23 protein-coding genes and 1 tRNA gene are annotated in these 24,785 nt (G+C 67.9%); 15 read left to right on the top strand and 9 right to left on the bottom strand.

The window, feature by feature from the left end; translation table 11 throughout:
* Positions 1–48: 48 nt before the first annotated feature.
* Positions 49–390, bottom strand: coding sequence for a DUF8134 family protein (locus tag BM337_RS19865; RefSeq protein ID WP_089819290.1), 342 nt, complete (start codon positions 388–390; stop codon positions 49–51).
* A gap of 271 nt (positions 391–661) precedes the next feature.
* Here BM337_RS19865 and BM337_RS19860 point away from each other — a divergent pair, with 271 nt between their 5' ends.
* From BM337_RS19860 to BM337_RS19850, 3 genes are all read left to right on the top strand, one after another.
* Positions 662–841 carry a hypothetical protein gene (locus BM337_RS19860; RefSeq protein ID WP_089819288.1) on the top strand — a complete coding sequence of 60 codons (180 nt, stop codon included), beginning with the start codon at positions 662–664 and terminating at the stop codon, positions 839–841.
* Positions 842–957: 116 nt separating this feature from the next.
* Positions 958–1,635: a DUF7119 family protein gene (locus tag BM337_RS19855; protein WP_089819286.1), complete on the top strand. Its 678-nt coding sequence runs from the start codon at positions 958–960 to the stop codon at positions 1,633–1,635.
* A 52-nt stretch (positions 1,636–1,687) separates the two neighbouring features.
* Positions 1,688–1,799: transfer RNA gene (locus tag BM337_RS19850), tRNA-Lys, on the top strand.
* Between the two features lie 483 nt (positions 1,800–2,282).
* On the opposite strand, the gene BM337_RS19845 is transcribed toward BM337_RS19850, so the two are convergent.
* A complete protein-coding gene (locus BM337_RS19845; RefSeq protein WP_177227768.1) occupies positions 2,283–2,963 on the bottom strand; it encodes an MBL fold metallo-hydrolase in 681 nt (226 codons plus the stop codon).
* A gap of 174 nt (positions 2,964–3,137) precedes the next feature.
* On the bottom strand, positions 3,138–3,482 hold the full coding sequence (locus tag BM337_RS19840) for a DUF7344 domain-containing protein (protein ID WP_089819282.1): 345 nt from the start codon (positions 3,480–3,482) through the stop codon (positions 3,138–3,140).
* A 177-nt stretch (positions 3,483–3,659) separates the two neighbouring features.
* On the opposite strand from BM337_RS19840, the gene BM337_RS19835 reads away from it, so the two are divergent.
* Positions 3,660–3,881 (top strand): DUF8123 family protein, encoded by a 222-nt coding sequence (locus tag BM337_RS19835; protein WP_089819280.1) that lies wholly within the window; start codon positions 3,660–3,662, stop codon positions 3,879–3,881.
* A 139-nt stretch (positions 3,882–4,020) separates the two neighbouring features.
* Here BM337_RS19835 and BM337_RS19830 read toward each other — a convergent pair whose 3' ends face one another.
* The 5 genes from BM337_RS19830 to BM337_RS19810 all read right to left on the bottom strand — a co-directional run bounded on the left by BM337_RS19830 (position 4,021) and on the right by BM337_RS19810 (position 8,373).
* Positions 4,021–4,899 carry a hypothetical protein gene (locus tag BM337_RS19830; RefSeq protein WP_089819278.1) on the bottom strand — a complete coding sequence of 293 codons (879 nt, stop codon included), beginning with the start codon at positions 4,897–4,899 and terminating at the stop codon, positions 4,021–4,023.
* Between the two features lie 61 nt (positions 4,900–4,960).
* The gene (locus tag BM337_RS19825; RefSeq protein ID WP_245778715.1) at positions 4,961–5,974 is read right to left on the bottom strand and encodes a DUF7350 domain-containing protein; all 1,014 of its coding nucleotides are present in this window, start codon (positions 5,972–5,974) and stop codon (positions 4,961–4,963) included.
* 163 nt (positions 5,975–6,137) lie between these two features.
* The gene (locus BM337_RS19820) at positions 6,138–7,412 is read right to left on the bottom strand and encodes a DUF7405 family protein (protein ID WP_089819274.1); all 1,275 of its coding nucleotides are present in this window, start codon (positions 7,410–7,412) and stop codon (positions 6,138–6,140) included.
* Between the two features lie 102 nt (positions 7,413–7,514).
* Positions 7,515–8,030 carry a winged helix-turn-helix transcriptional regulator gene (locus BM337_RS19815; protein ID WP_089819470.1) on the bottom strand — a complete coding sequence of 172 codons (516 nt, stop codon included), beginning with the start codon at positions 8,028–8,030 and terminating at the stop codon, positions 7,515–7,517.
* The gene (locus tag BM337_RS19810; protein ID WP_089819272.1) at positions 8,023–8,373 is read right to left on the bottom strand and encodes a DUF7471 family protein; all 351 of its coding nucleotides are present in this window, start codon (positions 8,371–8,373) and stop codon (positions 8,023–8,025) included. Before BM337_RS19810 ends, BM337_RS19815 begins: the two co-directional genes overlap by 8 nt.
* A 114-nt stretch (positions 8,374–8,487) precedes the next feature.
* Between BM337_RS19810 and BM337_RS19805 the strand changes: the two genes are divergently transcribed.
* The 10 genes from BM337_RS19805 (at position 8,488) to BM337_RS19760 (ending at position 20,885) form a co-directional block, all read left to right on the top strand.
* Positions 8,488–9,498, top strand: coding sequence for a HEAT repeat domain-containing protein (locus BM337_RS19805; protein ID WP_089819468.1), 1,011 nt, complete (start codon positions 8,488–8,490; stop codon positions 9,496–9,498).
* Between the two features lie 67 nt (positions 9,499–9,565).
* The gene (locus tag BM337_RS19800) at positions 9,566–10,813 is read left to right on the top strand and encodes an ABC transporter substrate-binding protein (protein WP_089819270.1); all 1,248 of its coding nucleotides are present in this window, start codon (positions 9,566–9,568) and stop codon (positions 10,811–10,813) included.
* Positions 10,803–11,693 carry an FAD-dependent oxidoreductase gene (locus tag BM337_RS19795; RefSeq protein WP_089819268.1) on the top strand — a complete coding sequence of 297 codons (891 nt, stop codon included), beginning with the start codon at positions 10,803–10,805 and terminating at the stop codon, positions 11,691–11,693. Before BM337_RS19800 ends, BM337_RS19795 begins: the two co-directional genes overlap by 11 nt.
* Positions 11,694–11,759: 66 nt before the next feature.
* A complete protein-coding gene (locus BM337_RS19790; RefSeq protein ID WP_089819266.1) occupies positions 11,760–12,992 on the top strand; it encodes an ABC transporter substrate-binding protein in 1,233 nt (410 codons plus the stop codon).
* Complete coding sequence (locus BM337_RS19785) at positions 12,989–14,194, top strand: ABC transporter substrate-binding protein (RefSeq protein WP_089819264.1); 1,206 nt, start codon at positions 12,989–12,991, stop codon at positions 14,192–14,194. The genes BM337_RS19790 and BM337_RS19785 overlap by 4 nt, the downstream gene beginning before the upstream one ends.
* Positions 14,191–15,438 carry an ABC transporter substrate-binding protein gene (locus BM337_RS19780; RefSeq protein WP_089819262.1) on the top strand — a complete coding sequence of 416 codons (1,248 nt, stop codon included), beginning with the start codon at positions 14,191–14,193 and terminating at the stop codon, positions 15,436–15,438. The genes BM337_RS19785 and BM337_RS19780 overlap by 4 nt, the downstream gene beginning before the upstream one ends.
* On the top strand, positions 15,435–16,649 hold the full coding sequence (locus tag BM337_RS19775) for an ABC transporter substrate-binding protein (RefSeq protein WP_089819260.1): 1,215 nt from the start codon (positions 15,435–15,437) through the stop codon (positions 16,647–16,649). The genes BM337_RS19780 and BM337_RS19775 overlap by 4 nt, the downstream gene beginning before the upstream one ends.
* A gap of 99 nt (positions 16,650–16,748) precedes the next feature.
* On the top strand, positions 16,749–17,948 hold the full coding sequence (locus BM337_RS19770) for an ABC transporter substrate-binding protein (RefSeq protein WP_089819258.1): 1,200 nt from the start codon (positions 16,749–16,751) through the stop codon (positions 17,946–17,948).
* 69 nt (positions 17,949–18,017) lie between these two features.
* A complete protein-coding gene (locus BM337_RS19765) occupies positions 18,018–18,935 on the top strand; it encodes a DUF7551 domain-containing protein (protein WP_089819256.1) in 918 nt (305 codons plus the stop codon).
* A gap of 720 nt (positions 18,936–19,655) precedes the next feature.
* On the top strand, positions 19,656–20,885 hold the full coding sequence (locus BM337_RS19760) for an FAD-dependent monooxygenase (RefSeq protein WP_089819253.1): 1,230 nt from the start codon (positions 19,656–19,658) through the stop codon (positions 20,883–20,885).
* Positions 20,886–21,116: 231 nt separating this feature from the next.
* Here BM337_RS19760 and BM337_RS19755 read toward each other — a convergent pair whose 3' ends face one another.
* Entirely contained in the window at positions 21,117–21,437 is a 321-nt protein-coding gene (locus tag BM337_RS19755; protein WP_089819251.1) for a hypothetical protein, read from the bottom strand.
* A gap of 181 nt (positions 21,438–21,618) precedes the next feature.
* Between BM337_RS19755 and BM337_RS19750 the strand changes: the two genes are divergently transcribed.
* Complete coding sequence (locus BM337_RS19750; protein ID WP_089819250.1) at positions 21,619–24,747, top strand: FAD-binding and (Fe-S)-binding domain-containing protein; 3,129 nt, start codon at positions 21,619–21,621, stop codon at positions 24,745–24,747.
* Positions 24,748–24,785: the final 38 nt, after the last annotated feature.

Genomic DNA, 24,785 nt, shown 5'->3' with positions numbered 1-24,785 from the left:
CCTTGGCGTCAAAGGTCCCCACCTCTCCCCACAATAGGAACTTGTTGCCTATTCCTGCGGACGGGCGAGGCGTCGGCGCTTGTCCGGTACGTGGACGCTGTCGGGGTCGATACCGTAGAACTCACCGGTTTCGGGGTCGATGACGCGCCCCACCTGGAGCCAATCCGTCACGCCCTCGGTTCCACAGGCGATGCAGCGACCGGCCATGCGCGCCTCGACGTTCGGGTAGTCGACGCCCACCTCGACGAACCCCTCGGCGAGGAAATCCGTCGGTTCACAGCCGCAGAAGTCGCTCCGTGCCAGTAGCCACAGGTTGCTCACGTTCACCTCCCGCGAGTCGTTGACACTGACCCAGGCGCCGTCGTCGAGCTGGTGAACGTCCGTCGTCATTAGATATCATTACACTCTCCGGATACGTTACTCCGTCGGCGGTCCCAAGTTTCGCCGGGAGGTAGACGATCACCCTCACGTACGGCGGTGCATGCGTGGTGGTATCACCGAACACCTCGTGTCGGATCCCGTACAAGATACCTGCATCGATTGCCGGCACACGGGAGTGCGGGTAGACCTTACAGGTGAGAGCGGGTTTATGGGGGTAAGGGTCTTTGACAGAAACACGCCAACCGACGCGACGCGTGGTCGCGCGGAACGGAACGCAACGATGACCGGACAACAACGAGCAGACGACCCGGAGGAGACGGCGATAGACAACCCCGAGGGAGCCGACGAGCAGGACTCGTCGGTCGACCGGGGGCATCTCGACGACGTCGAGGACGGGTGCGGCTGTACGGAGATCTGGGAGCACCTCTCGGAGAACCGTGAAGAAGCCGCTGACGACTAGGCCGAGCGACGAGTCGAGGTGCGACCGACGACCACGGAGTCGAGTAGCGAACGGGTGTGTACGGCCGGCGCACGCAACGGGACGCTTTTGTTGCACTACCACCAAACTGATTCGTAATGACTGCTGACGGCGACGACGGACGGGCTCCCTCGACGGACCGGAAGTCGCCGGTCGGCAAACCCGTCATTCGCGGCGACCCGACGCTCACCGGCCAGCGGGCCGAGGAGGCCGTCGAGTTCGACCCCGACGACCCGGAGAGCCTCCAGCTCGCCGCCGACACCGTCAGAGCGTTCTCCGAGAACACCGCCGGCGCGGACGACAACGTCTACATGCTGCGGGGCGCCGCCGCCTGCGCCGCGCTCGTTCGCGGTGAGGGCTCGTACAAGGCCGCCGCCGAACGCGCCGGCGGCGAGGCGACCGTCTCGTTCATCCGCAAGTGGTCCCGCGTCCACGACCTGCCCAACGCCATCCGGCGCCACGTCGCGATGGGACACATCGCCCCCACCGCCGCCAAGCACATCGCCCGCGTCGCCGGCGAGGCCCGCCTCATGCTCGCGTGGGCGCTGCTCGACCACGACATGACCGTCCGCCAGGTCCGCTCGGTCGCCAGCGACGTCAACGACGGCCAGAGCGTCGAGCAGGCCCTCCGCGCCGAGGGGATCACGCTCGGCGAGATCTCGCTCACCCTCGACACCGACGTCTATCGCGAACTGCGCCGCCGCGCCGCCATCGACGGTCAGGACCCCGGCGAACTCGCCAGCGAACTGCTCGCCGACCGCGTCGACCGCCGGTGACCGCGTCCGTAACCGTAAGCTCTTAGCGTCGTCTGCCCCGAACTTGTATCGAGGGCCGATAGCTCAGTTCGGCAGAGCGTCTGGCTTTTAACGTGGCCACGGGTTCGATCCGCGTGGTTGCGGGAGTGACCAGACGGTCGGGGGTTCAACTCCCTCTCGGCCCGTTTCCCTGCGAACGACAGTGAGCAGTGGAAACGCCATAGAGGGAGTTGAACCCTGGAAGTCCCAGCCCGGAACGGCCGAGCGCCAGCGAGGTCGCACGCCCGGACGGTCTTCCTTCGGTTCAACTCCCTCTCGGCCCGTGCAACGAACCGCAGAGCGCTAGCGACGCGGTGAGTGAACCGGCCGGAGGAGTTGAAGTAGAAAAGACGCAGCACCGAGCGAAGCGAGGTGACCGTCTTTGCGTGGTTCAACTCCCTCTCGGCCCGTTTCCCTGCGAACGACAGTGAGCAGTGGAAACGCCAAAGAGGGAGTTGAACCCGGGGAGTCGCAGCCCGCGCAACGAAGTGAGCAGGAACGTCTCCACTCGGTTCAACTTCCGATGGGCTCGCTCCGCGAGCCCATCGACGTTCGCGAACGCTACGCGTTCGCTCACTCCCTCTCGGCCCGTGTTTTTGCGACTCGCGGTTTGCTCGTCGCAAAACTCGTCACTGCCTCCGCGCCAGCCGAACCGCCTCGTCCATCTCACCACGCCAGGGGCGGCCGTGGCCGGGCAGCAGCGTCACTTCGCCGAGACCGGCAAGTCGGTCGAGTGAGGCGCGAGCACGCGCTCCGTCGGCGTTGAACAGCGACATGATCTGGGGGCCGCGCTCGCGGCCGGTCGTCAGGTCGAGCGTGGCGAGCGCGTCGCCACAGAGGAGGACGTCGCGGTCGGGCAGGAAGAGGGCGCACGAACCGGCGGAGTGCCCCGGGACGTGGATCATTTCCGGCGACCCGGGCAGGTCGAGGACGTCGCCGTCCGCGAACGTCTGGACCTCCTCGACCGGCGGGATGGACAGCCCGCCGTTGCGACCGAGTTCGAACAGGAGCGCCAGCACGGCCGGTCGCCAGAGATTCACGAGCGCGTCGCCCACAGAGACGTCCTCGGTCCCCTGCGCAAGCCCGACGTCGGCCTCGTGGACGAACACTGGAACGCTGGTGGTCTCGCGCAGGCGTTCGGCGAAGCCGACGTGGTCGGCGTGGCCGTGGGTGAGGACCAGCGCTGCCACGTCGTCGAGACCGTACCCTCGGTCGGCGAGTCCCGAGAGCAGTTGCGGCCAGTGGACCGGGGACGCCCGCGTCGACGACGAGGACGCCGTCGTCGCCCTCGACGAGGTACCAGTTGACACGCTTCGTGCCGAAGCGAGAGACGCCCGGTGCGATGACACTCTCGTCGGCCTCGACGGTCGCGGGAGACGATTCGTTCATTCTCGCTGGTACGATGGCAGCGGGCATAAAGACCAGGCGACGGCGGGCGTCGAGAACGGCAGTTTCGGCCCGTGTCGTGTCCGAAAACGAGGCCGCTATTCGATCTCCTGGATCTTCGCGTAGGCCGCTTCGATCAGGGGATCACCCCGGTATCGGACTTCGAGGTGGCGGGTGTCGTACTCGAGGACGTTGGCGTCGGCGAACTTCGGGAGATGGACGTGGAACATGGTAGACGCCACCGCGTCGTGGCCGGGGCGTTCCCCGGTGCGACTCGCCTCTTCGTTGATAATCTCGGATATCAGTTCGTCTACCGAGGCGTGGTTCGTCTCCGAATCGAGAAAGAACTCCAGGATGACGCGCCGCTGCCGGTTCGACAGCAACTCGAGGCACGCGTCGAGGGAGAGCGTACCGACGTCGTGAACTGGGTCGTCGGGACTCATCCGTGTTCTGTGCTACCGAATAGCATTTCCGCAGTTGTAACGTTTCGGATGGAGAACACGAGAGGAGCGAGATGAATTAACGGCCCGAGTCAGAGAGCGCAGCCCTCGTTCGTCGGAGACCGTCGGCTGGCGGGCTGGACCAATTGATTTACCACGGTGAGCGCCGAGGCGACGTGTATGAACACGAACGCTCTCACGGAGCGATTCGACGACGAACTCGAACCGATCGGCATCGCCGTCGGTGCGTTCCTCGTGCTGGTGGGGTTGTCCACCGTCGTGGGGACGCCGTGGACGACGAACCCAGACACGCTGGCGGTGGCACTCAAGCTCGTGGGTGCGCTCGCGACGGTCGCGCTGGGCGCCGGCCTGGCGTCCCTGAGCTGGAACGGCCGAGAGTAACGCACGCGCCGTCGCGAAGCTGGTTTTCGAGAGAGTGGCGGGACCGTCCCAGAGCGGTCGCTGCGTGAGACGAATCGACGGCGCGAGAAGGGGAGCGAAATCGAATACTGCGGGGCGAAGAGAGACGCGACGGCCCGTATCAGCCGCGGTGGGGCATGTACGCCATCGAGAGGATGAGGAAGGCCGCGGAGCCGCTGATGATGACGATTCCCCAGAGACCGTTGACCCGTTCGTCGAGGTAGTCGCGCTGCTCGATCGTCGCCTGGTATCTCGGATACTGGTCACTTGGGACGAGCATGACCTCCTCGTCCTGACCGTCGGGGAAGTGCGCGAAGTACTGCTCGCCGTTGGCGAGCGTGACGTTGGTCCCCTCCTGGAGTTCCTCGGAGTTGGCCACCGGACCGGTCCACTCGAGGGTCACGCCGCTGGAGGCCACCTCGGCGACGGTGGTCTCGTTGCCCTCGTACTGGTACGTGTCACCGGTGGCGAACTGGCGGGTGTCAGGTTCGGGGAGGTACTCCGCGAGCGGGTGCAGCGAGTCGTTCTCGCGGTAGACGACGTACTCGGTGTCGTTGCGGGTAGCGACGGTGTTCTCGACCGCGTCGTCGTTCGCGAGGATGGCCGAGACGTTCAGTTCTTCGCGGAGGGTGAACGAGGACGGGTCGGACGCGTTGGGGACCAGAACGGTGTAGGAGGTATCCTGGTAGGTCACCGTCGACTCGTTCTCCAGAGTCGCGGTCTGGCGGGCCGACTCGTTGGTCCACTCGAGCGTCGCGACCAGTGCACCTTCGCCGCCGCCACCGCCGTGACCGCCACCGCCGCCGCTGGACTCGTGGCCGACCTCGGCGGCGGTGTACTCGGTCCCGTCGATAGTAGTGCTCTCGTTGCCCGCGAGCGTGGGCCCGTCGACGGTGAACGCGGGCTGCTGGCTCGACTGGGCGACGCCGATGTAGGCGTAGGCCGCCGCACCGACGACGAGGAAGAACACGAAGTAAATCGCCGCGGCTCGTCGTTGCATGATCGGAGGGTGGGGAGGCCCGACGTTTAACGATTACTTTTCGGTGGGCGGTGAATCGGCCTCATTCCGCTGTAATCGAGACGTCCGGGACGCCCGTGAACGCCGTCTCGTAACCCTCGTGACGGGAGACCTGCGGGCCCGAGTCGGTCGTGATCGTCAGTTCGTCGCCGGATTCGACGGCGTCCACGCTGGCCCGGTAGTGATACCCCAGATCCGGCCCGACGGCCTGGGTGAGGATGTCGTCGAACGCCGTCGAACCGCCCCGCGACAGCGTCGCCGATAGCGACATCGCGGGGAGGACGTAACCGTTGTAGCGCGTCCGCGGGGAGACGGCCAGGACGTCGCCCTCGTCGCCGTCGACGACGGTGGCGGCGAAGTGGACGTCGCCGGCCTCCGCGGTTCCCAGAACCTGGCCCGGCAGGTCGTCCGCCGACGGCGCGAACGAGAGGGGCATCATGTCCATCTCCATCGGGGCGAGCGCGCCGCGATCGCCCGCGTCCTCCAGCGTCTGGAAGGCGATTTCGTTGCGCGCGGCCGCGCTGTACTCCCACTCGAACTCCGCCGTCGCCGACTCGCCGAACCGGTCGGCGAAGCCGCCGACGCGGTCGACGCCGACCGAGCCGGTCTGGACCGTGACGGTGTAGGTCCCGTCGCCGTCGAGCGCGAAGTTGTCGCCGTAGTGAAAGCCCATGTTCTGGGAGAGCATCGTCCACGGGGAGCGCCGGTGGAGGCGCTCGCCGTCCGTGCGAATCTCGACCGAGAGGCCCGTCCCGACCGGCAGGACGGTGCCCGTGTCGGGGTCCCAGACGCTGGCCATGAGGTGGACGTCGCCGCCAGGGGGTACCAGTTCGGTGACGGTCCCGGTGACGGTCCAGAAACGGTGGGCGTAGGCGTACATCAGCCCGACCATCCGACCGCCCGCCTCCCGCATCCCGATCATCTCCATCCCCTCGACGTGACTCGGACGGTAGATCGCGTCCGGGCGGTTCTCCACGACCGACGGGTTCCGGTTCGTCGACTGCTCTTCGAGGAGTCCGCTACAGCCAGCGAGTGAGCCCAGGCCGACGACGCCCATACCGCGCAACAGATCTCGTCTCGTCCACTGACGCGAGTCCATGGCGGTGGTTACTCGTTCGCCCTCATGAGGGATCTGGTGCACCTCTAGAAAAGGCCAGGACGGGAGCGGGAACGGGAATGGGAACGGGAGCCAGCGACCGCCGTTCCCGGCCCCGTTCTCATCAGGGGTCGGGCCGCGGCAGGGCCCGGTGGTCGCGGGGCGGCACCAGGTAGTTCCCCCGCCGGTCGACGGTCAGGTACTGGAGGATGCCGTTGTTGTTGCGGGTGCCGACCGCCGACTGGTCGGCCACGTCGGTACCGTTCATCGCCTCCCGGGTCTCCACGAAATCCGAGATAGTCCGCTGGAGCGAGAGGAAGTGGAGGCCGGCCTCGCCGCCGTCGGTCGAGTCGAAGTCCCGGCGGAGGATGAGCGGGGAGTCGTTCTCGTCACGCGCGCGTGCGGACTTCTGCGTGTGACCCACCATCCCCTTCGTCCGGGCGTCCTCGAGCGTCCGGTCCTGGCTCCCGTCCAGGCCGCTGTCGGTGCCGAGGTTGTTCCCCACGCCCTCGACCTTTTCCTCGTCGGCGTGGGCCGGGCTGAACATCTTGCCGACGCGCTGGTAGCGGCTGTCCTGTTCGTACCATTGGTCGAGGTGTAACTGGATCTTCGAGAGGTGCGTCGTGGTGCCCTCGGCGAAGGGGCCCTCTCGGATGGTCACCCGGTCCTCGCTGGCCTGGTTCGCCTCGAAGCCGGACTTGAATCCCATGAACAGCGGCGCGTCCTCGGCGACGGGTTCCGAGTCCGGGATGCCGTCGACGTCCTGGTTTGCCGCGGGGAGGCCGGCGCCGACGAATCCCGTCCGGCGGTCCGCACGCTCGAAGACGTCGCCGAAGGAGGAGATTTCGACGCCGTTCAGCGTCCCGCGCTCGCCGAGCAGGGCCTCCTCGGCCCCGAGGACGACCTGGCCGTAGTCGCTGGCGAGGTGGACGAGCGCGTCGGGTTCGTCCGGTTCGGGGTCCTCGAACGGCGCCAGCGCCTCGGGCCGGGGGAGGTCGACGCTGTCGGGCAGGGAGGCGTCGTACCGGTCGAAGTACGCCGGCGAGTACGCCACCGTGAACAGGAGTCCCTCGTTGCTCCGGGGGTACGCGCGTTCGAGCCCCTGGAGCGCTTTCTCCACGGTCTCCCGGTCGGCGTCGCCCGGCGTTCCCTCGCCGGCATACTCCAGCAGGAGGAGGACGTGGTGGCGCGCCGCGACGACGTTGCCGTGATCGTCCCGGGAGAGCGCCTCGTTCCAGGCGTGCTGGCGAGCGGGGAGCGCGGAGAGGTCCTCGGGTCCAGTGTCCAGGTCGGGCGCCCCCTCGCGGTCCAGGCAGGCCGAGAGCGCGCTGGTTCCGCCGATGGCCACCGCCGCCTTGACGAAGTCGCGGCGCGAGACGCCGCGGTCGGTCCGTCCCATTAGGTCGCCTGTAGTCTACTGCGAGAAAAGACCCTTCTGGTACAGCCGTCGAACGGCGGGCCAGCGGACCACGACCGGACGGCTCGGCGCTCGCCGACCCCGCTACGCGTCCTCGACGAGCGCGTCGAAGAGCCGTTCGAACCGGTCGACGAGGCGGCCGGCCAGCGAGGGCGCGACCCGGGCCAGGAGTTCGCCCGTCTCTGCGGGTCGGGTCAGCGCGAGCGTCACGCGGCCCCCGTCGTCGCGGCGCTTCTCGACGAGGTCCGCCTCGACGAGGGTGTCGAGGTGCCACTCCAGGGTGCTGCGCGCGACGCCGACCGAGTCGGCGACCTCGGCCGGGCGCCGCTCGTCCTGTTCGAGGAGGGCGGCGACGACGTCCCGGGCCGTCTCCCGGCGCAGAACAGCTATCGCTCGCCGCTCCCACGGGTCGTACGTCGGCAGGTAGTAGTGAGTCCGTCCGCGGTGGTCCTCGGCGACGACCGCGTCCGACCCGCGCAGCTCCCGGACGTGGTACTGCACCTGGCCGGGCGCCAGGTCCAGCGAGCGGGCCAGCCCCCGGAAGTGGATGCCCGGGTCCGCCTCGACGGTGGCCAGGATCCGCTCGCGGGTCTCACTCACGGACGCCACCTCCGCGCTCGACCCGCCGGGCCGAGTAGACGGCCGCGACGACCAGCGCCACCATCGCGACGTCGAGGCCGTGTTCGGCCAGGTGGTGCGTGCTCGGACTCAACGTCCCGTTCAGCGACAGGGAGGCGACCACCGTCCGGGCCAGCAGCGTCGCCACCGCCAGCGTCACCAGCAGGTAGGACTGGGAGCGGCGGCGGACGAAGACTGCGAGGGCGAGACCGAGGACGACGCTCGCACCGACCCCCGCGACGGCCAGGACGGCGAGGAGGAGCGGGTCCGCGACGACCAGGTCCCTCGCCGCGTGGAGGGGGACGAGACGCCGTACCGGCGACATGTGACCGGGTACCGGCTCGGCGGGTATGGCCGTTGCGGAATCGAAACCAGCCGGCGAGGACGCCGGTACGTTTCTAAGGGTGGTGGGCCAACCCCGGTAGTGAGACAATCGAACGTGGACTCCTCAGACCAGTCGTCTCCCGGCCGCCGACTCCCCGAACTCGTCGCCGACGGAGACCACGAGCGGGCACTGGAACGCGCGGACGCGCTCGCGACGGCACCGGTCGACCAGCGGAAGGCCGAACTCCAGTCGCTCAGGGCGGTCGCCGAGGACGACCCGACCGCGGTCGGACCGGTCGCGCCGGCGCTCGAGCGGTTCCTCGCCGACGACGAGCGCGCGGTGCGCCTCTCGACGGCGAAGCTGTTCGTCGCCGTCGCCGAGGGCGACCCGGGCGCCGTCGCCCCCGTCGCCCAGGCGCTGGCCGACCGGCTCGCCGACGAGTCGGAGTTCTACTACGTCCGGGCCCGGGCGGCCGAGGCGCTGGGGTACGTCGCCGTCGAGCGACCGGACGACGCCCTCTCGCCGGAGGTGCTGGCGGACCTGCGGGTCGGGCTCTCCTTCGACGAGCCGGAGGTGACCGTGAAGCTGGCGAAGGCGCTCGAACACGTCGCGCTGGGGAACCCCGGCCGGATCCGACACCACGCGGACACGCTGGCCGAGCACCTCGACGACGACCGCGACCTCGTCCGGTACCACCTGGCGACGGCGCTCGTCGTCGTGGCGTGTGACTCGCCCGAAGCCATCGCCGACACGCGGGACGCGCTCGTCGCGCGGCTGGCCGACGAGAACGACTACGTCAGGGGACGGGCCGCCGAGGCCCTGGGCGTGCTCGCCCACTCGACGGACGCCGACCGCTCCCGAGCAGCGCCACGCCTCGAAGAGTTGCGGGACGAGGAGGGCTTCGTGGCGGACCGCGCGCGGTTCGCGGCCCGGGCAGTGAAGGGCGAGGAGGCACCGAGCGGGCGAGTGGCCGACGTCGGATCACCGGAGGCGATACGCGAGCAGACCGAGGAGATCGCCGAGGCGATCGCCGCGCCGGACGCCGACGGCGAGTGTCCTCACTGTGGACTCGCGCTGCCGGAGCCCGGCCCGCCGATGTGTCCGCGGTGCGGCGCCCCGCGCTGACTGGACGGGTTTATTCGGCCGAAGGGCGGTCCGAAACGACTAAATGTTTTTAGGCGGGCCTAAAACCATGGCCAGAGACGACGCGACGCGGACGGGACCGACGAGACGTGAATGGGTCAGATACGGCGGCGCGGTCGTCGGGAGCGGACTCCTGGCGGGCTGTAGCGGGTCGGGCGAGGACGCGAAGGCGACGACGGCGGACGAGGAGCGCGCGACCGCGACCGGCGCTGCGGCGACGGACGCGGCGACGGGAACCCCGGAAACGGACGAACCGTACGACGCCTGCATCGAGCCCGTCGGCTGTGTCACCTTCGAATCGGTCCCGGAGACGTACATCGTCAACAACGGCGAGTGGGCCGACATGGCCTTCGCGCTGGGCCAGCGCGAAGGGTTCCAGACCGCGACGAACATGATCCCCGGATTCCTGTTCGACCCGTTCGGACTCGACGTTCCGCCAGAGGCCGAGACCACGGCGCTCTCGGCGTCCAACTGGGACAAGGAGGTGTTCTACGAACGGGACCCCGACGTCGTGTTGATTGACCCGAACTACATGCACGCCACGGGGTGGGACGCCGGCTGGGACGAGTCGGACACCGAGGAGATCCGTGAGAACGTCGCCCCGTTCTTCGGGAACAACATCCTCCGCCGCCGAGAGTGGCACGACTACCGGCTCTACTCGCTGTACGAGGCCTTCGAGCGACTCGCCGACCTCTTCCGGGAACGGGAGCGCTACGAGGCCATCGCCGAGATCCACGACTCGCTCCTGGAGACAGTCCAATCGCGCCTCCCACCGGCGGACGAACGGCCGGAGATAGCCCTGGTCAACAGCGCCTCCGACCCGCGGGAGGGGACGTTCTACCCGATGCACACGCAGGTCGAGGGCGTGGAGACCAAGCCCTACCGCGACCTCGACGTGGGGAGCGCGTTCTCGACCGAGACGGTCGAGGGCGGGACGATCGACTACGAGACGCTGGTGGAGATCGACCCCGAGATCATCGTCGTCCACTGGGAGATCCGGACGACCGACGACGGGGACACGTTCTCGGCGGCCGCGTTCCGCGAGCGGTACGTCGAACCGATGGCCGCGGACCCCGTCGGGAGCCAGCTCACGGCCGTGGAGAACGGTGACGTCTACCCCGGCGCCTTCGGGTCTCAGGGGCCGCTCGTCAACCTGCTCCAGACCGAGATGGTCGCCCAGCAGCTCTATCCCGACGAGTTCGGTGAGTTCGAAGCCGAACGGTTCCCGGACGTCCCCGCGGAGAAGCGGCTGTTCGACCGGCAGCGGGTTCGCGAGGTGATCGCGGGTGACGTCTGACACCGACGTCGTAGTCGTGGGCGGCGGCCCCGCCGGCTGTTCGGCCGGCATATTTACGGCCCGCTACGGCCTCGACACGGTCGTTTTCGACTGCGGCCGGTCCTCGCTCAAGCAGTGCGCCTACCTCGAAAACTACCTCGGCTTCCCCGCCGGCGTGGACATCGAGACGCTGTACCGCCTCATGCACGACCACGCCGAGGAGGCCGGTTGCGAGTTCGTCACGGACCTCGTCGAGTCGGTCGAGCGGGCCGACGACGGCGACGGGTTCGTCGTGACGGCCCAGGAGGGGCGTGAGCGGACCGCCGACTACGTCGTCGCGGCGACGCGGTACGACGGCGAGTACCTCCGGCCGCTCGACGGCGACGCGATGTTCGACGTCCACGATCACGGCGGCGAGGAACACGAGCACTTCGACCGCGACTACGCCGACCACGACGGAACGACGCCGATCGACGGGCTCTACGTCGCCTCGCCATCGGCGGAGACCGACCGCCAGGCGATAATCGCGGCCGGTCGCGGTGCGCGGGTCGGCCTCGCCGTCGTCGGCGCCGGCCGGCGCGAGCAGAGGTATCCCGAGGCGTTCGTCGACCACTACGACTGGGTCCGGCGGGAGGCCCAGCGCGACAACGAGTGGGCGGACCGCGACCGCTGGCGCGAGTGGTTCGCGGAGCGGCTGCCGTCGGATCACGACCTCGACGAAGACAGGCTGGTCGAACTGCGCGAGCGGGAGATCGACCGACGGCTCGACACCTACGTCACCGAATCCGAGGTATCGGCTCGCGCCGAACGGGGACAGCGACGGCTGCTGGCCCACCTCGACGACGACCTCGTCCTCGAACGCGCACGCGAAATTCGTGAGGAAGTCGACGCCGCTGAGTGAACGAGCCGTTTTTAGGCTCGCCAAAAGATCGAAGCGGTTAAGAGTTTTAGGCTTGCCTAAATCGGTATGGCAAGAGACCAGAACGACCAGTTCACGCCGACACGCCGGCAGTGTCTCCGCTACGGGGGATCTGTCGCCGGGACCGGACTGCTGGCCGGCTGTACGGGACGATCAGACGGAGGAAGCGACGGGGCGACCACGGCGGCTGACGGGTCTGCGGCTACCGACGCGTCGACTGACGGGGCCACTACCACCACCACCGAGTCAGCGACCGCCGGCGAGTCGTACTCGGTGACGATGGCGCCGGCCGGCGAGGTCACCTTCGAGTCCGTCCCCGAACAGTGGGTCGCCTACTGCGGGGCGTTCGCCGACATGGCCGTGGCCCTCGGACAGGCCGACGGGCTGGCGGGCATCGGTGGGATCGACCGGTACTACACGTCTGTCTACGACGAACTCCCCGGCGTCGACGTCGACGAAGAGCGCCTCGAGCAGTACCCGGAGGTCCGGACCAAGGAGGAGTTCTACGAACTCGACTGCGACGTCCACCTCTACGATCCCCAGATGCTGGTCAACTGGTTCGACTGGAGCGAGTCCGACGTCCAGGAGATCGCCGAGAACGTGGCGCCGTTCGTCGGCAACCTGATCTTCCGTCGCTCCGACGAGTGGCACGACTACCGGTACTACACCCTATACGAGGCCTTCGAGAAGGTAGCGACGGTGTTCCAGGAACGTGAGCGGTACCGGGCGTTCGAATCGTTCCACGACGAGTTTATCGCTGACATCCAGTCGGAGATGCCGCCCGCCAGCGAGCGCCCGGACGTCTTCCTCACCTTCGAGGGGACCGACGAACCGGAGACGTTCTCGCCGTACCGTCTCGACGACCGGGGCACGAGCAAGAAGCAGTGGCGGGACCTCGGGGTGCCCGACGCCCTCGTCGGCACCGACATCGAGAACCTCAGCACCACCAACCGGGGCGAACTCGACTACGAGAACCTGCTGGAGATCGACCCCGACGTCATCCTCGTCCGCGGCCACGAACGCAAGTCACCCCGGGAGTTCCGCGACGTGGTCCTCGACTACATGCGAAACCACCCCGTCGGAAGCGAGCTGACGGCGGTCCAGAACGGCCGCGTCTACCGCGGCGGCTACCTCCACCAGGGACCGATCCACAATCTCTTCCTCACCGAGCGGGCCGCCAAACAGATCTATCCCGACGTCTTCGGTGAGGTGACCGGCGACGCCGAACTGTTCGACCGCCAGGCAGTCGCGGACATCGTGACGGGTGAGTTCGAAGCATGAGTGAGAACGACGCGGAGGAGACGACGACAGGGCCGACGCGCAGAGATGCGATCAGGTACGGCGGCGCAGTGGTCGGCGGTGGGCTGCTGGCGGGCTGTTCGGGCGATGGCGGCGACGCCGGGACCTCGACGCCGGCCGGCGAAACGACCACCGACGCCGACACGGAGACGCGGACCGCGACTGACGACGAGTCCTACTCGGTGACGATGGAGCCGGTCGGGACCGTCGCGTTCGACGGCGTCCCGGAGTCCATCGCGCCCTTTACCGCGGACTACGTCGACATGCTGGTCGCACTCGGGCACGGCGACGCCGTCGAGTCCATCTGGTACCGGGATCGATACAAGACGACGCACTACGAGAAACTCGACGGCGTGTCCGTCGACCTCTCCGGGCTCACGCAGCTCTGGAACGACGGCGTCTCGAAGGAGCCGTTCTACGAGATGGACGCCGACCTGCACCTGATCGACCCCCACGCGCTGACCGACTGGTTCCAGGCGTGGAACAAGCGCGACCTCGACGAGATACGAGACAACGTCGCGCCGTTCCTCGGCAACGTCATCTTCCGCCGGACCGACTCGTGGCACGACTACCGGTACTACTCGCTGTACGAGGCCTTCGAAACGGTCGCCGAGATCGTCCAGGAACGCGAGCGCTTCGAGGCGATCCGGTCCATGCACGAGGAACTGGTCGCCACGGTCCAGTCTCGTCTCCCGTCGCCCGACGAGCGACCGAACGCGGCGCTGGTGTTCGGCGGCAAGGAGCCGGAGAAGTTCTACCCGTACCGCGTGTCCGGCAACGGCGCCAACAAGGAACACTTCCACACGCTCGGCCTCTCGGACGCCTTCTCCGGCACCGGCATCGACGGGCTTTCGACCAGCGACTCCGGCGCCATCGACTACGAGGCGATGCTGGAGATAGACCCCGACTCCCTGCTCGTCCGCTATCACGAGGAGGGACTGACCCGCGAGGCGTTCGAGGAAAGCGTCGTCGACTACATGAGGGACCACGAGATCGGCAGCCAGCTGACCGCCGTCCAGAACGACCGGGTGTTCCGGGGCGGACCGATCTACAGCGGCCCGCTGCACAACCTGTTCATGATCGAGCGCTACGCGAAAGGCTACTTCCCCGACGAGTTCACGGAGGACCGACTCTTCGACCGCGACCGGCTCGCGTCGATCGTTACGGAGGGGGTCGATGAATGAGCGATGACGCGAGCGCAGACGGGCAGCCGACGCGGAGAGAGTACGTGAAGTACGGCGGGACGGTCGTCGGCGGGGGCCTGCTCGCGGGCTGCACCGGCGATGGCGGGTCGGAATCGACCGCGACGCCCGACTCGACGGCGACCGATTCGCCGACGGCGGCGACCGAGACGGCCACCGGGGACGACGGGGCCTACTCCGTCACGATGTCCCCGATGGGGACCGTCGAGTTCGACGCCGTCCCCGAGACCGTGATGGGGTTCTACCCCTGGTACGCGGACATGGCCATCGCCGTCGGCCACGGCGACGCGCTGACGTCGCTGTACGCGCCCGAGATGTTCGGCGGCGGGATGAACAACTACTACCACCACCTCGACGGCGTCTCTCTCGACTGGGAGGAACTGACGGATCCCAACCCCGGCAACGGGACGGACAAGGAGATCTTCTACGAGCTAGACGCCGACGTTCACCTCATCGGCCCGGTGCTGCTGGCCTCCCAGGACGGCTGGAGTAGCGACGACGTGGACGACGTGGCCCGGGATCTGGGGCCGGTGTTCGGGAACTACTATAGCACGCGCCGGATCGAACCGCCGGCGAGAGCGGACGAGTACGAGTTCTACACCGTCCAGGAGATGGGCGAGAAGGTCGCGGCGGTGTTCCAGGAACAGAAGCGCTACCGGCAGATCGCCGCCGTCCACGACGAGTTACTCGACCAGATCCGATCGAACCTCCCGCCGGCGGAGGGGCGCCCCACCGTCGCGAGGGTGTGGCACACCGACGGCGCCTTCGACACGTTCCGGACGGCCGAGCGCGGCATCTGGCGAGCGGATATCTGGCCGCTCGAACCGCGGGACGCCTTCGCCGGGAAGAGCTGGGACAACGCCATCGGGCGGATGGACTACGAGGGACTCCTCGAAGCGGATCCCGACGTCCTCCTCGTGATGTCCGGGACGACGTCGTACCAGAACGTCGCTGAGATCCGGGAGACGCTCGCCGACCACTCAGTCGGGAAACGGCTCTCGGCGGTCCAAAACGACCGGGTGTACGCCTCGGGGGCCGCGTGGCACCAGGGCCCCATCATGACGGCGTTCGGGCTGGAGATGACGGCCAAGCAGCTCTACCCCGAGCAGTTCGGCGAGTGGCCCGGCTACGTCGACGGCGAGCCGTTACCGGAAATACCCGAGGACGAGCAGCTGTTCGACCGCGACAGACTCGCGAATATCGCCACCGAGGGAAGCGACGAATGAGCGACGACCGAGCCTCGGCCACCCGGCGAGACGCCATCAGGTACGGCGGTGCGATAGTCGGCGGCGGGCTGCTGGCCGGCTGTGCCGGCGCGGGCGAGTCGAGCGAACCGACCGATTCGGAAGCCCCGTCGACGGCTGAGTCGACGGCGACCGACGCGCTGAGCGAGACGGCGACGGCGGAATCGGCCACGGAGACCACCACGGCGGCCCGCGGTCCGTACTCCGTGACGATACAGCCGGCGGGCCAGGTCACGTTCCCCGAAGTCCCGGAGACCTGGGTCGCCGAGAACGCGAGCTGGGCCGACATGGGCGTCGCACTCGGGCTGGACAAGCCGAGTGCCGTCGTCCTCACGGGCGAGTACCGGACGTGGCACTACGAGGACATCCCCGGACTCTCGACGGCGAAAGACGGGACGACCTCGCTCTGGCAGGACGGCATCTCGAAGGAGTTGCTCTACGACATCGACGCGGACGTCCACTTCGTCGACCCGAACTACATGATCAACCTCATCCCCGACTGGGATCGGGCGGACGTGGACGAAATCGCGGCGAACGTCGGTCCGTTCTGCGGTAACACCAGCTTCTCGACGTACCCCTGGCACGGGGACTACCCCTACTATAGCCTGAACGAGGCCACGGAGAAGGTGGCCCAGGTGTTCGGCCGGACGGACCGTTACCGGGCGCTTCGCGACCTCCGCGACGAAACCACTACGCGGATCCGGGAACGCTTGCCGCTCGAGGACGAACGCCCCGAGGTAGCACTCGTCTCGCCCGGGTCGACGGAGCCCGAGAAGTACTACCCGTATCGGCTCGGCGATACGACGGCGTACGAGCACTGGCACACGCTCGGGGTGAGCGACGCGTTCGCGGGGTCGGACGTCCAGAGCTTCACCTCCGACCGCGGGTCCATCGACTACGAGGCCCTGCTTGAGATCGACCCCGAGGTACTGCTGTTCTACACCGACCAGTACCGGACGGAATCCGAGTTCGAAGACACCTACCGTGCCTATCTCCGGGAACACAGTTCGGCGAGCCAGCTCAGTGCGGTCCAGAACGGCGCGGTGTATCCAGCCGGCGGGATGTACCAGGGCCCGATCAGCAATCTCTCGAAGACCGAACGAGCCGCGCGTCAACTGTTTCCCGATGAGTTCGGGGACGAACGTCTCTACGACCGACAGCGGGTCGCGGACATCCGGAACGGCGACCTCTGAACCAGTCGATCCCGCACGACGACCGGCGAAATTAGAGGTGCAGACGGCCGGACGGACGTATTGGGAAACAGTTATGTGTTTTTAGGCCGGCCTAAAAATATGGCCAGCGGAATCGACACCTACCACGTTCCCACCAGACGAGAGACGATCAAGGGCGGCGGCGTCGTCATCGGCGGCGGATTACTCGCCGGTTGCAGCGGCGACGGCCCCGCCTGGAACGCGTCCGAGACCGACACGGCGTCAGCGACGCCGCCGGCGACTCGGACTGACGCCGAGACGCCCTACGACGTGACCATCAACCCCGCCGGAACCCACACCTTCGAGTCGGTCCCGGAAACGTACGCGACCATCCCGGGCGCCTGGATGGACATGGCGATGGCGCTCGGCATCCAGCCGAAAGCCGTCGCCGCCTTCGACCGCCTCCCGCTGAAGTACTACGACGCGCTCCCGGGCGTCGAGTTCGACGCCGACGCGGTACAGACGCTCGGCGAGTCGGCGGAATCGCAGTACGACAAGGAGGTGTTCTACGAGGTCGACGCGGATGTCCACCTCATGGACCCGCGCCTGCTGAAGAAGTACTCTGGGTGGGACGACGCGGACCTCCGGGAGATCGAATCGAACGTCGCGCCGCTGCTAGGGTCGATGATCCGGTTCCCCTTCGGCGGCCGGGACCCCTACTACACGCTCTACGAGGCCTTCGAGAAGGTCGCGGAGATCTTCCAGCGCCGCGAGCAGTACGAGGCGTGGGTAGCGCTGAAGGAATCGTTCTACGCGGACGTCCAGTCACGGGTACCCACGGGCGACGACGCGCCGACGGTCGCCGCGTTCAACTTCGGATTCGACTCCGAGAACGGCACGTTCTACGCGGCCAACATCGACGCGCCGCGAAACGACGCGCGATCCTTCCGTCTGCTCGGCGTCGACAACGCCTTCGAGGGGGATTCCTACGTCCCGTTCAGACCGATCGGCGTCGAAGCACTGCTCGACGCCGATCCCGACTATATCGGCGTCATCGGCCACCTCTCCTACGTCGACGACGACGAGTTCCGGGAGCTGCTCCGGACCGCCCAGGACCACGAGACGCTCGGGGAACTCCGCGCCGTCCGGAAGGGGAACGTCGTCCGCACCGGAGGCCAGTACATGGGTCCCATCGTCGACCTCTTCTCCGCGGAAGCGCTCGCGAAACAGCTCTACCCCGACGAGTTCGGCGAATGGCCGGGGTCTATCGTCGACGTTCCCGAGGACGAACGGCTGTTCGACCGCCAGCGCGTCGCCGACGTCGTCACCGGTACCGTCTGATCGAACTGCCCTCGATCGCACGTCCGTAGCCCGGTCGAACGCGACACCCGAATACGCCACCACGAGACCATGGTCGGAACCACACTCGCAGAGATCCGCCGACACATCGAGGACCTCGCCAGCGACGACGGCGAGTACGTCCTCGTCTGCGGCCGGACCGGCGACCGGCCGGTCCCCGCCGAGACCGCCCGGTTCGAGGATCGAGGAACCGCCATCGCCGCCGCCCAAGCCACCGAACAGTACCGGGCCGCACTCCGGCGGTACGACCCGCGACTCCCCTACTACGACCTGATCGTCTGCCAGGACAACGGCCCGTTACACCGGCCGAGAGACGTCGACGGGAATGGCGAGAGCGCCGTGCGAGCGGCGTCCGCCCCCGAACGCGCTCAGAGCGCGGACGCGCCCGATCACCGACTGCTCGTCGAGTTCTGTCACCGCGTCGCCGCGGCCGTCTTCGAGACGCTGTCCGAGAAGGGGTACGACGACGTCGAGAGCACCGTCATGGACGCCTACTTCGACCTCGCGGAGACCGTCGCCGACCCCGACGACCTCTGCCTCCGGCTGCTCGAGAGTATGGCCGCAGAGCTGGACGAACGGCTCTCGCCCACCGAACAGGCCGACGTCCTCGCAGACGCCGCGACGCGATACGTCCCGGTCGAGTCGGCGGTCGATCCCGTCGCGTCGACGATGTCGGCGCTCCGTGACCGCGGACTGCTCGCCGACTACGCCTGCGAACCGACCGCGACCGACCGCCCCGACCGGAGCCGTTCCGTCGCCGTCGACGTCACCGACTACGCGCTCTCGCCACGGAACGGCAGACTCCCAGTACTGCCCGTCGTCTTCGAACTGTTCCGCCGCCGGCCCGACTGGCCGCTGTCGCGCGTCCGCGTCGTCGGTCGCGAGGACCGCTGGCACGTGACCCTCGAACTCGCCAGCGACGCCGACCCGGACGGGCTGGCGAGTGCGCCCATCCGGTCCGAGACGTAGCCCGTGGAACCCGTCGGAGACGAGCCGACACCGACGACCGAGCGGTCGGGCGGCCAGCGAAATTGATCGAAGTCTGTTCTATACCAAGTCCTGGCAGAATCCTTATTTTTCTACCGTGTCCCGATTTCCACGTCGCCCGTGCTGAAACCGGAGATCGATCAGTCGAACGTCGCCTGAAGCCGCGGTGTGATCACTGGAAAAGTGCGGCATCGCAGACGCCGTTTTTCGCGCGGATCCGGCGGAGGAATCGGTCGCCAGACGCGCCGCTTCGCACCCATTTTAGTGAGTGTTCGAGGAATTCGGTCCTCGAGAGGTCGACGGCAGCGGCCGGCCAGAGTCCGACGGCATCGAGTTGAATCACGGCTCCGTCGACCGCGACGTGATTCTGCGATCTCCGTCCCGGAACGGCGTACCGGCTTTGCGAGACCGGTTACGCACGACAGGTCGGCAGGGATCGACGCCGAAATTGTCAAAGTTCGTTCTAGTATTAGAATTCGATAGTTCTGTCGAGTCTAGGTCGATACTGAACTCGATCGGCAGTTGCGCCGTCGGCCGTCGCCACGGAAAATGTAAGTCAGTCCAGACCACCGAGCTAGCCGAGCGGCCGGGTCCGGCACTGGTACCGAGCGCCAGTCCTCGCTCGTTCTGCGGGCCGTACCTGAACAGTACCCGGTGACGGAACCAAAATAGCTAACACGTGGCAACTGTAACACGGTCCCAATGAGCAGTGACTCTCGCGACCAGCCAGTAGTCGTCGTCGGGGCTGGACCAGTCGGCATGACCACGGCCCTCGCACTGCACGCCCGGAACGTGCCGGTGACGATCCTCGAGGCCGAACCGGAAGACCGGGACAGGTCGGGAAGTCGAGCGATCTACGTCCACGGCTCGACGCTTCGGACGCTCGAACGCGTCCACCCGGGGCTCGGGATGGACCTCGTCGACGAAGGGATGGTCTGGCCGACCCGCCGGACCTGCTGGCGGGGCAAGGAGGTGTTCTCCCGGACGTACGACTCCCCCGGTGGCTACGGCGACATTCCGCACTTTACGAGCGTGCCGCAGGTCCGCACCGAGGCGTACATGCACGAGGCGCTCGACGACTGCGGGATAGAGATCCACTGGGAGTCCGAGGTCGAGACGGTCGACGCCGACGGCGACGGCGTCCGCGTCGAGACGACGGACGGGAGAGCGTGGGAGACCGAGTATCTCGTCGGGGCCGACGGCGGCGGATCCACCGTCCGGAACGAGATCGGTGCCACCTTCGACGGGGACGAGTCGGCGAACTCGTTCATCGTCGCCGACGTCGAGGAGATCGACGGCGAGGGATACCCGAACGAACGGCTGTTCCACTACGACCACCCCGAAGTCGGCGGTCGAAACGTGTTACTCGTGCCGTTCACCGGCGGCTGGCGCCTCGACATCCAGTGCCTCCCGGACGACGACCCCGAGGAGCTCTGCAGTGACGAGAACATGCGGGCGATCATCCGCACCGTCCTGGGCGAAGCGTACGAGGACAACCTCACGTGGATATCGACCTACAAGTTCCTCCAGGTGCACGCCGATAGCTTCGTCGACGACCACCGTCGCGTGCTGCTGGCGGGCGAGGCCGCACACTTGCTGGCGCCCTTCGGCGCTCGCGGGATGAACTCCGGCATCGCGGACGCGGACGAGGCCGCGTCCGCCATCGCGGTCGCGAACCGTGCGCGCTCCGACGCGGTCGCCCGGGACGAGATAGAACTGTTCGCCGCACGTCGGGAGCGGGCCGCCCAGTACAACATCGACGCCGCGGGGCAGGCCCTGGAGTACCTCCAGGGAGACGACCCCAAGACCGTCCTCCGCAAGGAGGCAGCCGCGTCGCTGGCCGACCACTTCGAGGTCGCCGGGGAGTACCTCGACGACGCGCCCTACGGCCCCCACGGTGCACCGCCGATCGTGTCGACCGGCAACTACTGAGTCGAAGACGTCTCCCCTGGGTCTCCGCTTCTGCGTCACGGTATCGAATCATCGTGGTGGTTGTACGCCCGTACCGACGTTCGTCGGCACTGGCCACGTCGAACGCCGGTACAAAGTTACAACCACCACTATCACTCGTTCGCCGACCGGAGCGAGCGGCCCCGGGAGACCAGCCGCAACGACAGTGGATCGCCCGAATAGACGGCCGCGAGGATGGCCGATCCGCTGCAGCTAGACACCGAGTCGCTTCGCGACCCAGTGGTCGCGGGCCGCGAACACCATCGCTTCCTCGTCCTCGAAGTCGGTTCGTTCCGCGACGAATTCGTCCCAGGCGCCGTCGGGAACCGTGTCGAGTTCGTCGGCCGACGTCGCATCGGCGGGACTGGCGGCCACGAGTTCGTCGAACGTGTCGAAGGGCGTGTGCGCCGCCACGAATTCGTCGTCGAACACGTCCGTGACGGAGATGTCCGCCGCCGCCTCGTAGACGTCAGACGCGGGCGGCACGTCGTCGGCGGCCTCTACTGCCGTCTCCAGGTCGGTCTGCAACACCATGGGTGGTACTGTCCCCCGAACCGTAATAAATTCACGTATCGACCGCCCCCGGCGGCGGAGTGCGGCGACGGGGAACGCCGATTCGGACAGTATTCCCGGCCCGGATTCGAGACGTGCTGCGGGCATCGTCGCGGTGGCCGAACAGGGGGTATAAGTTCCTCCTTGCCACAGAGACACGTACATGCCCAACAGCGACGAGGGTGCGGTCAGCGACAGCGACGGCCGTCGCGTGCCGGCCGCGACGGACGATCGGTCGAACTACGACTACGTCGCCGACGAGGTCGAGCGCCCAGACCTCGTCGCGGCCTTGCGACGGCGCGTCGACGGGGAGGTCCGGTTCGACACCTACACGCGCGAACTCTACGCGACGGACGCCTCGGCGTACGAGGTGACGCCGGTCGGCGTCGTCTTCCCGACGTCGACGGCGGACGTCGCCGCCGTCGTCACGTACTGTGCGGACGAGGGGATCCCGGTCCTTCCGCGCGGTGGCGGCACCTCCCTGGCTGGCCAGGCCGTCAACGAGGCCGTCGTCCTCGATTTCACGCGCCACATGGACCGGATACTGGGTCTCGACCGGGACGCGGAGACGGCCAGGGTCCAGGCCGGGACGGTACTGGCCGACCTGAACGACCGCGCCGCCGAGGTCGGCCTGACCTTCGGACCGGACCCGGCCGCCGGCGACCGGAGCGCCGTCGGCGGTGCGATCGGAAACAACTCCACGGGCGCCCACTCGCTCGTCTACGAGAAGACCGACCACTACGTCGAGGAGTGCGAGGTGGTACTGGCGGACGGGACGGTGACGACCCTGGGGACGGAGCGCGTCGAAGACCTTCGCGCGCGGGCCGACCCGGAGAGCGACGACCTGGTAGATCGTATCGCCGCGGGCGTCGTCACCGTCGTCGACGACCACGCGGCGGCGGTCCACGAGCGCTTTCCCGACCTCAAGCGGAACGTCTCCGGCTACAACCTCGACCGCCTCGTCGCCGAAGCCGAGGGCGAGTACGGGGAGTCCGGACGGGTCAACCTCGCACGCTTGCTCGCCGGGAGCGAGGGGACGCTCGCCGTCGTCACCGAAGCGACCGTCTCGCTCGAACCGCTCCCCGAGACGAAGGCCGTCGCCCTGCTCACGTACGATAGCGTCGTCGACGCGGTCAGCGACGTCCCCGCCGTCCTGGCCCACGACCCCGCAGCGGTCGAACTCGTCGACGACACCCTCATCGACCTGGCGGCCGACACCAGCGAGTTCGCCGACACGGTCGCGAAACTCCCGCAGGGGACGCGCGCCGCGCTCCTCGTCGAGTTCTACGCCGACGACCGGTCCCACGGTCGCCGACAGGTGACAGCGCTCCGTGCCGACCGGGTCGCGGACGGAGCGGATGGATCGGACGGAGCGGACGAAGGGGACGACGCTGACGGGAGGAGCGATACGGAGACCGACGAGGATACGGAAACCGACGAGGAACGCCGCGCCTTCGACGCGCTGGTGGCCCACGACGCCGACGAACGGGCCGGGCTCTGGAAGCTCCGGAAGGCCGGCCAGCCCATTCTCCTGGGACGGACGAGCGACGCGAAACACATCTCCTTCCTCGAAGACTGCGCGATTCCGCCCGAACACCTCGCCGAGTTCGTCACGGCGTTCCAGTCCACCCTGGCCGAACACGGCACGAGCGCGGCGTTCTACGCCCACGCCGGGCCGGGCGTCCTCCACGTCCGGCCGCTGGTCAACACGAAGTCACGGACCGATCTCGACGCGATGGCGGCCATCGGCGAGACGGTGACCGACCTGGTCGTGGAACTGGGCGGCTCCGTCTCGGGCGAACACGGCGACGGTCGGGCCCGGACCCAGTGGAACCGGAAACTCTACGGGGAGACGCTCTGGCAGGCGTTCCGCGACCTCAAGACGGCCTTCGATCCGGACTGGCGACTCAACCCCGGGCAGGTCTGTGGCGACGTCTCGATGACCGAGAACCTCCGGTTCGACCCGGACTACGAGTTCGACGCCGGCTTCGACGCCGCCCTGGAGTGGGACAACGAGAACGGCATGCGGGGCATGGTCGAACTGTGCCACGGCTGTGCCGGCTGTCGGACCGACCAGTCCGAGGGCGGCGTCATGTGCCCGACGTTCCGCGCGGCCGACGAGGAGATCACGTCCACCCGCGGACGGGCGAACCTCCTCCGCCAGGCGATGAGCGGCGACCTGCCCGAGGACCCGACCGACGACCAGTTCGTCACCGAAGTGATGGACCTGTGCATCGGCTGCAAGGGGTGCGCGAACGACTGTCCGAGCGAGGTCGACATGGCGAAGCTCAAAGCGGAGGTGACCCACGCCCACCACCAGGACCACGGTGCCGGCCTCCGGGAGCGACTGTTCGCGAACGTCGACACCCTCGCTCGCGTCGGCAGCGCGCTCGCACCGGTCTCGAACTGGGCCGCGACGGTACCCGGCGCACGCACCGTTCTGGAACGGACCGTCGGCATCGCGACCGACAGGTCGCTCCCGACGTTCGAGCGCGAGAGTTTGCGGGACTGGTTCGCCGACCGCGGCCCGCAGATCGACCCGGACGACGCCGAGCGCCGGGCCGTCCTGTTCCCGGACACGTACACGAACTACAGCCATCCGGCCGTCGGGAAGGCGGCCGTGGCGCTCCTGGAGGCCGCGGGAGTGCACGTCAATCTCGCACCGGTAACCGACAGCGGCCGACCGGCCTTTTCGAAGGGGTTCCTCGACGCCGCGCGCGACACCGCCCGGGAAACCGTGGACACGCTCGCGCCGAGGGCCGCGGACGGCTGGGACGTCGTCGTGGTCGAACCGAGCGACGCGGTCATGCTCCAGTCCGACTACCGCGACCTCCTGACCGGGTCGGCCGTCGAGGCAGTGAGCGCGAACACGTACGGCGTCTGCGAGTACCTCGACGCGTTCCGTCTCGACGAGAGGATCGACTTCGACGCTCCCGCCCGATCGCTGGCCTACCACGGCCACTGCCACCAGAAGGCGACCAAGAAGGACCACCACGCCGTCGGGGTCCTCCGACGAGCGGGCTACGCCGTTGACCCGCTCGACTCCGGCTGCTGCGGAATGGCCGGGAGCTTCGGGTACGAAGCCGAACACCACGCGATGAGTCGGGCCATCGGTGACCGTCTCGGCGATCAGATCTCGGCCAGCGACGCCGATGCGGTCGTCGCCCCCGGTGCGTCCTGTCGGACGCAACTCTCGGACATGGACGTGACCGCGGACGGGACGATTCTCCCGAACGGCGACCGGGAAGCACCCCCGACGCCTGTCGAGGCACTCGCGGTCGCCGTCCGCTGAACAGACTGGCCCGACAGTCGGTGACCGGGTGCCGCCCA

Origin of the sequence: Halomicrobium zhouii (genome assembly GCF_900114435.1) — an archaeon.
Classification (GTDB): Archaea; Halobacteriota; Halobacteria; order Halobacteriales; family Haloarculaceae; genus Halomicrobium; species Halomicrobium zhouii.
This window is presented reverse-complemented; position numbering and strand designations above follow the sequence as displayed.